Origin of the sequence: Novipirellula methanifontis (assembly GCF_052161655.1) — a bacterium.
Taxonomy (GTDB): Bacteria; Planctomycetota; Planctomycetia; order Pirellulales; family Pirellulaceae; genus Novipirellula.
This window is the reverse complement of sequence record NZ_CP197418.1, coordinates 2,745,053-2,759,426: the sequence shown is the minus strand read 5'-3', so window position 1 is coordinate 2,759,426 and position 14,374 is coordinate 2,745,053. Positions and strand designations below refer to the sequence as shown.

The following is a 14,374-nucleotide window of genomic DNA, read 5'->3' as shown; positions in this document are numbered from 1 at the left end:
ACCGGCTTACATTGACAACGAGCCCACAGGGGAACGGGTGCTGCGCACATTCGACATTATGTGAAGCAAATCATTGGCGTAGTGGATCTTGCTAAAGATCCTGCATACGGGATCTTTAGCAAGATCCACTACGGGGGAATGCGTCAAAAATTGATTTGCTGTCTCCTCGAATTCAAAATGAACAATTTTGATTTGATTAAACAAAAGATGAGCTTCGAACGGATGAGAAGCTCGGATTTTGGACATTGTGATGCCAATATCCTTGTTTGCCACCTATGATTTATGTGTTATCGCGGGTGGAGACGTGTAAGATGGAATCAGCCATGACACCGAGGTTATTCGATCGTGAATCCAAACTACAGCACAACGTCTAACGATTCCATTAACGATAAATTCGACGCAACGGGGCAATATCGACATTGGACCGGATTGCAGTCGATCCGAGTGGATCCCTCCCTTCGCGATTCCAAATTGCTGAGGGTGGTGCGAAAAGATTGCCACGGACGCATCGAATTCGCAAACGAAGCCTATTGCCAAAACCTTGGTCAAACACCTTCGCAATTGGTGGGTAAAACTGACTTTGATCTTGTTCCCGAGGCGGCGGCAGAGGTTTGGACTGAACGGGATCAAGCGACCATCCAAAATGGGCGTGCGGACCATGTGGTTGAAGAGCATATTTCGACCAGCGGAAAACATTGTCTGGTTGAAGTGCTGAGAATCCCCACCCGAGATCAGGATGGAAAAGTCACCGGACTCGAAGTGATTTTCTGGGACCTGGAAAACAACGATGAAACCACGGCAGAATTGAAGCAATCTCAGTTCCTGTTGAACACCTTGCTTGAGAATATCCCCGACGCCGTCTATTTCAAAGACAAGAAAAGCCGTTTTATTCGCGTTAGTGATGCTCTCGCGAGGCTGTTTCATTTGGCGGATCCGGCCGACGCGGTCGGCAAATCGGATGCTGATTTCTTCGGTCCTCTGCACGCGGAAGCGGCGATGGCGGACGAACGCGAAATCATGGAGACGGAAACGCCTGTGATCGCGAAAGTCGAGCGAGAAACGTGGGATGACCGCGAGGACACATGGTGCTCATCGACAAAACTGCCGCTCCGTGATGAGTCCGGCGAGGTGATCGGTACCTTTGGTATCTCGCGGGATGTGACCGAACAACTTCGTGCCGAGTTCGAACTTGCTCGTGAACGTGATTTGTTGAAGACGATCACAAATAACATTCCTGACCCGATCTACGTCAAAGATCGTGCGGGGCGATTTATCACCGGCAACGCTGCGTTACTTCGTTTGTTTGGACTCGATTCGATTAACGATTTGGTTGGTAAGACGGACTACGATTTTTCGCCACCCGAAATCGCGTGTAACTTTGTCGCCGACGATCAAATCGTGATGCGTACTTGCGAACCGCTGATTGAAAAAGAAGAAACGTTGCAACTCGGCGATGGCCAACGAATCTGGATTTTGACAACCAAAGTGCCGCTTTGCGATGAGGATGGCACGGTGAAGGGGATGGTGGGCATCGGTCGGGATATCACGGTGCGGAAGTTGGCCGCTGAGGAAGTACTATCGGCCAAAAACGCAGCCGATGCCGCCAATCGAGCGAAGAGCGAATTTTTGGCAAACATGAGCCATGAAATACGTACCCCGATGAACGGCATCATTGGCATGACGGAGTTGTTGACGGCCACCAATTTGACAGCGGAACAGCGAGAATTCTTGGGCTTTGTGCAAGAGTCCGCCGACTCATTGCTAAGACTACTCAATGACATACTCGATTTTTCAAAGATCGAGGCGGGGCGTCTCGAGTTGGAACATGTGCACTTCGATCTCCGCAATTGCATCGGCAAAGCCGTCAAATTATTGACGCTCAAAGCAGACGAAAAACACATCGAACTTGCCGGGCGTATTGATCCAACGATTCCCAATGAATTGGTTGGCGACCCTGGGCGACTTCGTCAAATTATCGTGAATTTTGTCGGCAATGCGATCAAGTTTACGGAGACGGGTGAAGTCGTCGTCGATGTTAATCCCGAAGAGGTGACGGAGGATTCCGCACTGCTGCACGTTACCGTTCGCGACACAGGAATCGGCATCCCCAAAGAAAAACAGTCAAAGATCTTTGAAGCGTTCTCGCAGGCAGATGCGTCCACGACGAGGCATTTTGGTGGCACAGGTTTAGGCCTGACCATTTCTTCACGGCTGATCGATATGATGGGCGGCCGGGTTTGGTTAGAAAGCCATCCGGGGATCGGAACGACATTCCACTTCTTGGTTCGTTGTGGCGTTGCTGCCGATCAGTCGCCGCGTCGTCCTGCTGTGCTCTCGGCGCTGGCCGATACCCGTGTCCTTGTCGTTGACGACAACTCGACCAATCGCCGCATCCTGCAAGAAGTCCTGTTGTTCTGGCGTATGCAACCCACTCTGGCGGAAAGTGGAGCGCATGCCATCGAGTTGGTCGCGGAGTCGATCGAAAACGAGACTCCTTTTGGACTGATCCTGCTGGACTATCACATGCCCGGGATGGATGGGATTGAATTCGCCGAACGGATCTGCGACGAATACCGTTCTCAGTACGGCCCCATTATCATTCTGTCGTCCTCGGTCAACGGTCTTGATCCACCACGACTCCGTGAGTGCGGCGTGGCAAGGTATCTGACTAAACCTGTGATCGTGGCGGAATTACTTGATGCAGTGCTCGAAGTGAAGGGCGTCCAGAGTCAAAAAACGGAAGTGCCAGCGCCTGCACCTGATTTGCCCCTGGCTCCACCTCGCAAGATTTTGCTAGTCGAAGATGGGGTCATCAATCAGCGAGTGGCATTGGGGTTCCTGAAGAAATGGAATCACGAGGTCCAGCTTGCCGTCAATGGTCGCGAGGCGGTCGAGGCGGTAAAGCGAGAATCATTCGATGTGATTTTGATGGATATTCAGATGCCGGAGATGAACGGGCTCGAGGCCACTGCCGCGATTCGAGAAGCGGAATTAGGGAATGATCGACATCAATACATTGTCGCAATGACTGCCGAAGCGATGAAAGGCGATCGAGAGAAATGTTTAGACGCGGGCATGGACGATTACATATCGAAACCTTTCAATCCCGAAGAATTGCAGAGTGTGATTACGCGAGCGTCAGACCAAATCTCGCCGTCAAGCAAAGACAAAAATGTTGACGGCAAGGAAATTGACGACAAGTCAACAACGCAGCTAACACCAGGGAATACTGATTCGTCCGCATCGGAGGATGAATCGGAACCTGTGATCCCAAGCGAACCGATGCTCGACTGGGGCCATGCGGTCAAGCAAATGGGTGGTGACGAAACCTTAGCGTTTGAAGTGCTAAAGACGTTCCAAGACGAGGTGCCTGAGCTCCTCAGGCAAATGCGAACTGCAATCTCATCGCAAGACTTCGCAACGCTTAGCCGAAGTGCTCACACGCTTAAGGGGTCCTCTCGTTTCTTTGGCCTCAGCAAAATCATCGAGATTAGTTCGACCATCGAAACGCTTGGAAAGGAAATGGAGATCGTGGAAGCGTCACATGCAGTGGATCAGTTGGATCGGAATTGTGATCTTCTATTGGGAGAGATACAGCAAAGGCTCGCTGCAAACGGTTCCGCGTCGCATTCGAGTGAATCTCCCTCCCCCAACGACACCACGTCAACTCGCGAGTGATTTTGTGAACGCTGCGTTCGCCAGGACGTGGTCCACCGCAAACGCGACGGCAACTACATCAATGATGGAAATGTACTTGGCAGTCTTCTGCTGAGACACTTCGCAGCGAATAGAGTGATCACGATCTTGGGCGTTTGATCGATTGGATCTTGGTTCCTAAGAACCGAGTCGCCTTGCCAAATCGGTCTGCAATTGTTCGCATCGGTGTTCGGCGTGCATGCCCATGGCGATCCGTTTGAATGGTTTCGCCGGTCGCTGGTTCAATCGCGGTCAGATAGCCGCCGCCGAAACAATAGGTGTCGATACAGACAAAGTACCCCGAGTCCAGCACGTTTCCGCCGGGCTGTGGCGTGTGACCGAGGAAAACACGCTTGCCACTGCAGTGTGGCAGCGGATGTGGAAAGTCGAGATGTTTCCAAAACATCGTGGCTTCGTCTTGCAATTGCATTGAAACGCTGTGAATGTAATTCGCGTGCACAAAGATCGATTCATCCACCTCGTAAAACGCTCTGAGAGAGCGAAAAAAGTCGAGATGATCGTCAGGGATTTTTTGCAGCGAACCTCCGTAGCTTGCCAATGTCGCTTGGCCGCCGCTGTTTCGCCAAATCACATCGTCCAGTCCTGCGATCACTCCCATCAGCATGATCTCGTGATTGCCGCGGAGAGGGATCACGCGGCAGTGCTTTTGCAATTCGACGATCTGTTGGACCACGTTTTTGCTGTCGGGGCCGCGATCAATGTAGTCGCCAAGAAAAATCAGCTCGTCGTCGGCAGCAGGGTCGATCGCCTCGATCAGTGACCTGAGTGCCTTGGCACATCCATGGATATCACCGATCGCAAATTGTCGCATGGAGATAGGCTCGAGGATAGGATCAATATCACGCATCGGCGTGAAAGAAAGTTGCCGCGGGGCTTACCCGAGTTAGAGCGAATTCGCTGCGGAAAATTCCAGGAAATCCGCTTCGGACATTTTTTAATTCAAATTGGGGTCACCAAAGTGGACTCCCGGTGCCATGGAGTTTAGGACGTCATGCCCACATCGGCGGACGGCCAGTTCCCACGATCGATCGGCATCGCCGAACAGGATATCGCTATCAGGCTTGCCTACCAACCATCCTCCTACTCGCAATTCTTCGTCAAGTTGCCCGGGGCCCCACCCACTGTAGTTGGCGATATATCGCACCTTCGCATCTTGGCGATGGTGCAAAATTCGCAAATGGTCGTCATCACCAGTGATCCAAGCAGGCGGATTTCCCAAGTCGATCGACATGCTTCCAAACGGGTCGGCTGGGTGATCTTCGATTGTAAATTTGGCCCCGCCGGTAACGGATTCTCCAGGCCCAAGCGGTGCGTCGGAATCCGCCAGCGAGATCGGACCACACGGATCGCCGATTCCAGCTAAATCGTGCAGCGCTAGCAGCGGCCCTTCGACGGGGCCCCCACGATAAATAAAGTCGTCCTCGCGCGGATCGCCACCCATCGTGCTGCTTAGCGCGACAATGTCGCGAAAACGATTTTCGGTGGGCCGATTTACTGCCAACCCGAAAGCCCCCTCGGGGTCATGGCGGACAATAAAGAGGACGGAGCGGAGAAAATTACCATCGCCCAAATATGGGGATGCAATCAGCAAACGCCCTGAAAGGTTCTCTGGCATCGTGAATTTCTCCGGTTCGCGGCAAACGAGCGAGTCACAAAAGTCTAAAAAAAGATGCCCCAATACTGTTTACTGGGATTGATCCGTCTAGCCGTGGATTTCCGTCGTCTAGCGACGGCAGGTTCGTCGAAATTCCGCAGTAATGTTCCGCTCGTCCCTTAATTCATTCTCGGCAAAGAATTACGCCAGCCATTTGCGATTTCAATGTCGCTTTGAGGCCTTTGTTAGGCGGCTTTTGTTAGGCCGAGTAGACATCTCGCCACAGGCCGCCGGCCCATGACAGTCCGACCCCAAATCCTACTAACATATTAACGGATTCAGGCTTCAGTTCGCCACGACTTCGCAGTCGATCAATCAAAATCGGCAAAGTTGACGAAACCGTGTTGCCGACATCGGCAAGCTCGATTGGGATGCGTTCGGGGGCCACGCCCATCCGCCCACGAAGCTGGTCGAGCATTTTCCAAGTCGCTTGGTGCATCAAATAGCGATCAATGTCCGCATCAGCCAGCCCATTTTCAGACAGGATTTCGCCGATCAGTCGCGGCACCGCCTCGACAGTAAAGTTAATCAGGCTCGGGCCGTCCATATACAGGCGGCTCTTCCAGCGTTTTCGATGTCGCGGTTTGATGGCATCTTCGCTTGGCCGACTGCCACCGTCGCCGACGATTAGCATGTCGCCGCCGCTGCCGTCGCTGCCAAATTGAAATCCCCACAGCGACTTTTCGTCACTGGCGGTCACCAGGGTTGCCGCAGCACCGTCGCCAAAGATCGTCCGCAGGCTACGGTCGTCTGCATCGATGTATTTACTGTACGTTTCTGCTGTTAGCAGCAGGATTTTTTTTGCGACACCGCTTTGGATCAGCCCATCGGCCATCGCCAAGCCGTAAACGAAACCGCTGCATCCCAAGTTAAAATCCAGAGCACCGCAGCGTGTTGGCAGGCCGAGCCGGTCTTGGACTAGGCAGCACGTTGTCGGCAGCGGGTAATCCGGCGTCTGGGTGCAAAGCAGCACGAAGTCAATGGATTGCGGGTCGATCGCATGTTCGGCAAACAGTTTTCTTGCAGCGTGAATGGCAAGGTCGCTTGCGGTTTCACCGGGCTCGGCGATATGCCGTTGCTGGATTCCGGTTTTCTCAGCGATGAGAGCGATATCCCAATTGGGGAAATCAGCTTGAAGTTGTTCGTTCGTTTCAACTCGCGAAGGCAAGTGAACAGCGATCGGACCAAGTTGAGCATGCGGCACTGCAAAGATCCACGAATGGCCGAAGGGGAGATGCGAGGCAAAGAAAAAAACATAGCGGCAATCACGATTTCATGAAAGTCACCACCAATGCGAAAAAACCAGTCGAGGAGCTTGGTTTTTGCTGCTTCGCTTGCTGCGAAAGCGGATGAGTGGCAGATTCCACTCATGTGAAAGAAAAGAAAGAGCGGCTGATGGGATTCGAACCCACGACAATCACGTTGGCAACGTGATGCTCTGCCAACTGAGCTACAGCCGCAAAACTTTCAACGCCGGCCAGATTATCGCTTGCAGTTTAATGTTGCAAGGTCACCCGGCGGCCTTTTTTTTGTTGGCGGCGAACCAGCTGGTTTGCCATCAACAGGAGCGGATTGTAGATACCGATCGAATTCGTTCAAGCCCAATTTCAGAAGACTTGCGAATTTGTTTCAGCGGGTTTGTTGCCGCGGAGCTCGAGCGAGGGACCGGGGGGCTCTAGTGAGGGTGATAACGCCCGGATTGCCAACTTCGCAATCTTCTGATTTTCCCCCATTTCCACGATGCACCCTGACACAGTACACTACCGGGCTTGATTTGATAGAAACGATGAGGCGCAGCGATCCGATGGTCGGTTTTCCTGTTTCGCCCTCATGTGCCATACGATGACGCCGCAAAGACGAGAGGTCTTACCGAAGGATGTCCACCTCCACTGAACCCGAAACAACGGAAGTTCCGGAAGAAAAGAAAACAATCCAGCTGCAATCCACAGTTGAGAGCCCTTCGCCATGCGTTCGCCAGGTGATTGTTACGATTCCGCACGCGGAAGTTGAGCGATACTTAAAAGACGCCTACGACGAAATCGTGCCGGAAGCATCCGTGCCCGGTTTTCGTGCAGGCCGTGCGCCGCGAAAATTGGTTGAAAAGCAATTTCGTGACCGTGTCCGCGAGCAAGTGAAGGGCGCCCTGTTGATGGACTCGCTCTCGCAAGTGAGCGACAAAGAAGATTTTTCCGCAATCGGCGAACCCGAGTTTGACTTCGAATCGATCGAATTGCCGGAAGACAATGGTGACTTCAAGTACCAATTCACCGTCGAAGTTCGTCCTGATTTTGAAACGCCGACTTGGAAGGGCCTCAAGCTCTCTAAGCCAGTCGAAGAAATCACCGAAGCCGATGTTGACGAGTCGCTGCAACGCGTCTTGGCCCGTTACGCAACGCTTGAAGCCACTGACGAAGCTGCCGCTCTTGGCGACAAGCTTGTCGTGTCGATCAAGTTCACTGAGAACGGCAAGTTGCTGAGCGAACTCGAAGAAGAACGCGTCACGCTGAACAGCCGATTGAGCTTTTCGGACGGCGTGATCGAAGATTTCGGTAAGCTGATGACTGGCGCGATCGAAGGCGACACACGCTCAGGCAAAGCTAAGATCAGCGATGGTGTTAGCAACGAAGAAACTCGCGGCAAGGAAATTGATGCTGAAATCCAAGTGATTGAAGTGTTGAAATCGGAATTGCCAAAGATGACTCCAAGCTTCTTGGAAGAGCTGGGCGATTTTGAATCCGAGCAAGAACTTCGTGATTTCGTTCGTGACTCGCTGACTCGCCAAGCCGATTACCGCACCCAGCAAGCTCTTCGCCAATCGGTCGTTGATGCGTTGGCCGGTAACGCCGACTTTGAGTTGCCAAAAACTTTGGTTCAACGACAAACGCAACGCGAACTGCAACGTAAGGTCCTTGAACTGCGCCGCAGCGGATTCGATGAAGACAGCATTCGCCGCTTCGTCAACGCGTCACGTCAAAACGCTCAATCGTCAACCGAAGCTGCACTTCGTGAACACTTCATCCTAGAGAAGATCGCCGAAGAAGCCGAAGTCGATGCAGAGCCAGCCGATTACGATGCGGAAATCGCGTTGATCGCTCAGCAAAGCGATTCGCCGGAACGTAAAGTCCGTGCTCGCCTTGAAAAGAGCGGCCAAATGGACGCGCTTCGCAACCAAATCGTCGAACGCAAAGTTGTCGAGATGATTGTCGAAGCCGGTGACGTTAGCGAAGAAAAGGTTGAAAAGACCAAGGGTGACGACGACCAAGAGTTCGCCGTTTACCACAATGTTTTGCCAACTCGCGATGACGACGTGATTCCTGAGGCCAAGTACGAAGATCACACGCCGAAGGATGCAGATAAGAAAGAGAAAGAAAAGGAATAATATCCTTTTCGATCGACTCGCTTTAAAAATTCGACTGCCCGTTTTCGCTTCACCGCGGACACGGGCAGTTTTTTTTGTGTCGTTTTTCGATCCGCGACGTCGATTTTTTTCTTAGGGTAGTGGATCTTGCTAAAGATCCCGCGTGGAAGACGTGTAGCCTCGCCCACTACGGAACAAGCTTCAGCAATAAAATCGACGTCCCCGGCGAAAGCAACGTCCCACGCAACTATCGTGCGGCACGAGCGGTGAATCACTGTCGGATTTCAACGTAGTTGCCATCGCGTTTGCGGTGGAAATCCACGCTCTGGCGAGCGTAGCTACGAAAGTAATTAACCGCACGTCCCGAGCGAAGGACGCCATTTATTACCCTCCCTACCCTAAAACCTTATCGGTAATCGACGAACACCAATGTTGGATGGCGCGTCGATACAGGTCGGTGCCTTTTTCGAGTTGTTCGATCGAAATCCACTCGTCCACCGTGTGCGCCTGAGCGATATTGCCTGGCCCACACACCAAGGTCTGTTGCAGTTCACTAAACAAGCCGCCATCGGTCGCATAACACTTTGTCGTAGGCGATGCATTGGCTAACTCGCACATCGTTTGAATGCATTCCGCGTGGGCATCGACCCAAATCGGGTCGCAACCGATCAACAGTTTGAATTCGAGCCCACGTGATTCGGCAAAGACACGAGCTTCGTCGATCAAATCGCTGCCATCGATTTCCGGCATCGTTCGCAGGCTGACCCACGCTTCACTTTTGGGCGTGGTGATGTTGATCGCGTTGCCAAAGTCGGTGAATCCGAAGTTCCACGACAGCGTGGGCGGATCAAATCGAGGGTCTTGATAACGAGGGTCGGTCAACGTTCGCTCGTTGAGTTCCGCGATTTTTTGCAGCATTGGAACCATCGCTACGTTTGCATTGATTCCTTCGGCGGTGCTGCTATGGGCTGCCCGCCCGCGGCTGGTGACGCGAAAGCCTGTGATGCCTTTGTGAGCGTGAACCACGCCCAGTTCAGTAGGTTCACCAATGATTGCGACCGGCTGTGCCGCCACAATTTCACGGTATCCCGCCGAAGACTCAACGAGTTGCCGTGCTCCTTGAAATCCGGTTTCCTCGTCAGCGGTGCAGACCACCCACAGTGGTCGCGTTTGTGATTCTTGCGGAACTTGTTTTACCGCAGCGAGCATCGCGACCAGCGAGCCTTTCATGTCGCACGCCCCTCGTCCGTAAACACGCTGGTTTGTGATCGTCGCGTGAAACGCATCCCCGGGCGATTCGGGATGAGGACCCACCCAGCCACTGGCGGGCACTACATCCGTGTGGCAAAAATAAGCCACGCCACCGGTCAGCGATCCAGGGGATTCGATCGGCATTCGTTTCGCCAGCACATTTGCCTTTTGAATCCCCTTGGCGTCTTCATAGATGGTTAGTTCAGTCTCAAAGCCGAGTGAGCGTAAAATCTCGTCGACGTATTTTGTGATTTCGACATTGCTAACCGAGCTAACCGAGGGAAATGCGATCAGGCGGGAAAGTGTATCGAGGACTTCGCTCGTTACGTTTTTCATGGTGTAGACGCTATGTTTTTTTCAATGTTTTCCGGGTCGGACGTTGGGCCCAAACCAGATCAAGATGAGTCACTGAACTTGACGATCTTATCCGACTGCATTAGTCGCGGGCATATTTCATAAAAAATGGGCAGGCCCGCGGCTAGTGCTGTCGGCTCACAGAACGACCGCCGTTTCGGGGCACACTAGCCGACGCTGCCAGGAATCGGCCGCTACACAATTTGTGTCCGACTAAGCAGGTAGTCAGGAATCACTGGGTGGAATCCCGTTAGCCGTTTGGGCGCTAGCCCCGGTTCAGCGCCGAAACCGTGGCTAGCGCCAAAACGGCCAATTTACTGAAAGACTCCTGCCTAACTGCTAAGACTTGAACAAATCGCGAAACGCTTGGGCTATGTTTTTTGGGTTCGCCCCTTCGACTTCGCCCGAAAACGTTTCGAGCTTTTGAATTGCTTCCTGACGATGAGATTCCGTCGACTTGGGGGCGATGGCTTGATAGACCGCTTGGGCCGCAATCGCAGTGGGGTCGCCTGGGTTGAGTGCAAACGTAGCGAGTTTGTCAGCAAGTCGCGGCGGCAATTCGTCATACGTGTACGCTTTGATGGTCGCGTTAAAGCGAATCACCAAGCGGTCGGGGCCTTTCTCGACCACGATCACACGAAGTGTTTCGGTGAGCTCGAAATCACTGCCCGTCTGTAGTGTTGCCACGCCGCGTTCGATAGCGCCGCGATAGTAAGTTGCCAAGTCGGCGATCTCGAACAAGGGCTCGCCGAGCGGTCGTTGCTCTTCGCTGAGCTGAGTGTTAACAGCCACTTCGTGTACCGCCCTCAGCTGACTCCAATCCGCAGACTTGATCGCCGTGCGTGCTTTTGTGATCAATGCCTCTGCCTCGGCGATCAGCTCTTTGCTCATCGTTTCGACGGGCATCATCACAGGACCCACTGTGGGATCGGGCGTTGTCGATGTGGGCGTTGTCGACTCGGGCGTAGTCGATGCGGGGGTGGAACCGATGGGATCCATTTTTTCAGGCTCGCCCATTTCAGGATCCATCGTTTCTGGGGGACCGTTCTCCTGCGGAGCGGGGGGCGTTGCCGCAGGTTGCTCTGGTTCAGACGGAACGGGTTCAGACGGGGTGGTCTGCGGCATCGAGGGTGCGGGACGCATATTTTGACCGCCCTGGCCTCGGTTGTCGTTAAAGCTCGGTTGATTCAGGTTGCCCATAATGGGGTCAACGGGCCGGGATTTGACTCGTCCGCTTGATGGTGGTGATGCTTCATTGGCAGAGCCGCCCGGGTTGGTTGATAAAGTAAAGCTGCCGTCCTTGGCCGTGATCGCGATCGTTCCTGGTTTGAACATCAGAACCCAAATAAGTGACCCCACCATCGCGAGGATCGCCATCGCGCAGCCCAGAAAGACAAACCACCCGGCCATCGACTTGCGACGCCGCTTGGGAGCCTTCTTCTTGATCGCAATCGGCGCCGCAGCAGCAATCGGGGCCGCGTCGGTTACTGGCGCAGGAGACGCCGAAAACGTGGGTGCTGGTGTTGCTGCAACAGGAGCTTGAGGTACGGGAGGCATTTGTGGTGCCAATGGATTACCCGCAGGCAGCACTCCGGCAAGCGGATCGCTTTTGGGTAACAGCCCCGCAAGAGGATCCGATTTCGGAGCAGCACCCGGTGGAGGCGGTACTGCGGAGGGCGCCGAAATGGGAGCCGCCGTGACCTGGGGCGATTCGGTGTCACCAAAATCAATGACGCCGAAACGGACGTCCAGGGCCTTTTTCTTGGCAGGATCGAGCAAGATATCGCGTGATTGTTGGACCCATTTCGCTGCCTTTTTCCAGACGGCTGGATCGGCATCCGGCTTGGCACTCTGCAGTTTCTGGATCGTTTCCTTAATCGCAGCGACAATCACCTGGGAATCCTGTTCGCCGCCGGTCAGGCCAAAGATTTGATAGGGATGCGGATTCTTAGTCTCTGCGCTGAGAGGTAAAAGATCCGAAATTGCAGTTGCCGGCATTCGTCTGGGTCCGATGGATGGGCTGAGTGCGGACAGAGGGGAGGTTCGTAAAATAGCGGTAGCAAGCATCACCCTAGCTGGACATCGCCAATTTACAGGCAATCGCACCCCGAAGTGTGGGCGAGGGAAGGAGTTAGGTTGAATCCCTCGGGTCACGTTGGGTTACGAGGTAACGCGTCTTTCTGTCGTAGTGGCGCTGTCTCGCTAGAGAGCAAGGGCCGCCCCCACCCTAGTTTAATCAATGAATTGGAATTGGCGGAGGCTTGTCTGGCGTGGAATCCGAAGTCGTCGACATTGGGGGATTTGTATGGGAAATACATGAAATTCACGCGATCAGCAAGGCTTATGCCGATCATTGCTACCAAACGGATTATGGCGATTGGCAATGACATGCGGGATACGCAAGAGATCGGTTCTTTCCGAAACATGCCATCCTCCGCTGGACGATACAGGATAGTGGACGTTTCGACATTCCCTTTTTTTCAACGGCACATCAATGTTTCCGATCATGCGAATCCGAACCGCTGCTGCGATCGCTACTCTTGTTGGCGGTCCGTACGTCGTTTCGGAAACGGACATGGGACAGAAAACGGTCTCTTCGATCAAGAGTCAGTTTGTGACGACCGAAGCGGCCGTGCATTCGGGGGACTCGATTCTGGGTGGGAATCCAGACTACGCGGTTCATTCGCACTACGAAGTGGAGCAACTGCGTCGCAACGGCGAGACTCGATACCGCTACGATCATGAACTTGCTCGCAAGCTTGGTGCCATCCCAGCAAAGCCCGAAGAGGAGCCGAATCTCGTCGGGACAACCGTTCATGACCTTCGCGAAGTGATCCGATTCGACATCAATCCGGAATGGATCATCAATCGCTTTTCGCGTGTGACGACCGTCTTGGCTGACATGAAAATGGAGGGGCTTCGTGTGCCCATTGTCACGGGTACGCAGGCCGATGACCTAGCCGGAACGCTCACCTATTATTTTGACACGAGTGGTAAAGTTCAGCGAATTACCGTCCACGGCTTCACGGGCGATCCAAGCAAAATGGCGTCGATCATGACGGAGCACTTCGGATTGTCGAGAGAGCCGTCGCTCGAAGCGGGAGTGTTCACTCGCCGTTGGAATGGATTGCCCGTTCATTTTTTGCGACTGACCCATGCCCCCATAGTCTATAGCGATGCCATTCACCAGAAATACACCGTGTTCATTGAACTGAATCAGCCAAACCTTGCCTTTGGCATCAGTCCCGAGGCGCAGCGAATTGTGAACTCGGACCACTACAGCGGACGTTGGTAGTGAGCAAAATCAGGGTAACGAATCGCTTGTGAAAACCGTGCGTTTTTCCCAGTGGGCGTATTGGCTCAGCGAACTGCGAAACAAGTGTATTTTGTTCAGTAGCAATCATGGCATGACTGCGATCTGCAGGTGGTTTTCGCCTCCCCCGTCGCTGCTGAAGTTTTCCTGAAATTGGCCGGTTTGCTGGCAGCTAGTTTCTCAGCCGGATACAATCGAGTCATCGAATGCGCATGGTTTGCGCATATCTTGCGAAGAAGATTGTTGGCCTTTGACTTTGCTTAGCTGAAGCGTTTCAAAGTCGATAGATTTTCGACGTGGGATTTGGGGCGGAAAAATTGGCAACGGGATTGTTGCCAGGGCAATGTTAATGGTGAGGTGAACGCATGGGTGCGGGATGGTACTACATCACAAGTGGTTGGCTGCGCAAGACACGACGCATGGGGCCGATTTCTGAAGCGGACTTGCTTCAGCTGATCGATGAAGGAAAAATTGCTCCTGATACGTTGTTGTTAAGCAGCAAAACCAAAGGCAAGTGGGTGCCGATGAATTCGATTGCTCCGGCAATCCAACGCTGGAATGCAGCTCACTCCAAAGCATCCTCGGATTAGTGTCCATCCGATTCGAAGAGCGTACGAAACCGGGTGGAACGTTAGGTTTTGCACGCTGCCCGTCTAAGCACTCGATTCGATTTAGTGTCTAATCGAGTGATCGCCGAAGATGGCTGCGTCACAGGGCAGAGGTCCCG

The 14,374-nt window shown here is 53.3% G+C and carries 9 protein-coding genes and 1 tRNA gene; 4 read left to right on the top strand and 6 right to left on the bottom strand.

The genetic code is table 11. From position 1 onward, the window contains the following. The first annotated feature begins 345 nt into the window (after positions 1-345). Positions 346-3,678, top strand: coding sequence for a PAS domain-containing protein (locus SH528x_RS09605; protein ID WP_442510308.1), 3,333 nt, complete (start codon positions 346-348; stop codon positions 3,676-3,678). Positions 3,679-3,796: 118 nt separating this feature from the next. Here SH528x_RS09605 and SH528x_RS09600 read toward each other — a convergent pair whose 3' ends face one another. The 4 genes from SH528x_RS09600 to SH528x_RS09585 all read right to left on the bottom strand — a co-directional run bounded on the left by SH528x_RS09600 (position 3,797) and on the right by SH528x_RS09585 (position 6,831). Next, positions 3,797-4,528 (bottom strand): metallophosphoesterase family protein, encoded by a 732-nt coding sequence (locus SH528x_RS09600; RefSeq protein WP_442510307.1) that lies wholly within the window; start codon positions 4,526-4,528, stop codon positions 3,797-3,799. 123 nt (positions 4,529-4,651) lie between these two features. Continuing rightward, the gene (locus SH528x_RS09595) at positions 4,652-5,332 is read right to left on the bottom strand and encodes a YqgE/AlgH family protein (protein ID WP_442510306.1); all 681 of its coding nucleotides are present in this window, start codon (positions 5,330-5,332) and stop codon (positions 4,652-4,654) included. A gap of 238 nt (positions 5,333-5,570) precedes the next feature. Continuing rightward, a complete protein-coding gene (locus tag SH528x_RS09590) occupies positions 5,571-6,575 on the bottom strand; it encodes a ketoacyl-ACP synthase III (RefSeq protein WP_442510305.1) in 1,005 nt (334 codons plus the stop codon). Positions 6,576-6,758: 183 nt separating this feature from the next. Further along, a tRNA-Gly gene (locus SH528x_RS09585) sits at positions 6,759-6,831 on the bottom strand. A 416-nt stretch (positions 6,832-7,247) separates the two neighbouring features. Here SH528x_RS09585 and tig point away from each other — a divergent pair. Further along, complete coding sequence (tig, locus tag SH528x_RS09580) at positions 7,248-8,750, top strand: trigger factor (RefSeq protein ID WP_442510304.1); 1,503 nt, start codon at positions 7,248-7,250, stop codon at positions 8,748-8,750. Positions 8,751-9,122: 372 nt separating this feature from the next. On the opposite strand, the gene SH528x_RS09575 is transcribed toward tig, so the two are convergent. Both SH528x_RS09575 and SH528x_RS09570 read right to left on the bottom strand, forming a co-directional pair. After that, complete coding sequence (locus tag SH528x_RS09575) at positions 9,123-10,316, bottom strand: M20 family metallopeptidase (RefSeq protein ID WP_442510303.1); 1,194 nt, start codon at positions 10,314-10,316, stop codon at positions 9,123-9,125. Positions 10,317-10,673: 357 nt separating this feature from the next. Further along, positions 10,674-12,332, bottom strand: a complete 1,659-nt coding sequence (locus SH528x_RS09570) for a hypothetical protein (RefSeq protein WP_442510302.1) — start codon at positions 12,330-12,332, stop codon at positions 10,674-10,676. A gap of 508 nt (positions 12,333-12,840) precedes the next feature. Here SH528x_RS09570 and SH528x_RS09565 point away from each other — a divergent pair. Further along, positions 12,841-13,629 carry a DUF6690 family protein gene (locus tag SH528x_RS09565; RefSeq protein ID WP_442510301.1) on the top strand — a complete coding sequence of 263 codons (789 nt, stop codon included), beginning with the start codon at positions 12,841-12,843 and terminating at the stop codon, positions 13,627-13,629. Positions 13,630-14,012: 383 nt separating this feature from the next. Then, complete coding sequence (locus tag SH528x_RS09560; RefSeq protein WP_442510300.1) at positions 14,013-14,237, top strand: DUF4339 domain-containing protein; 225 nt, start codon at positions 14,013-14,015, stop codon at positions 14,235-14,237. Positions 14,238-14,374: the final 137 nt, after the last annotated feature.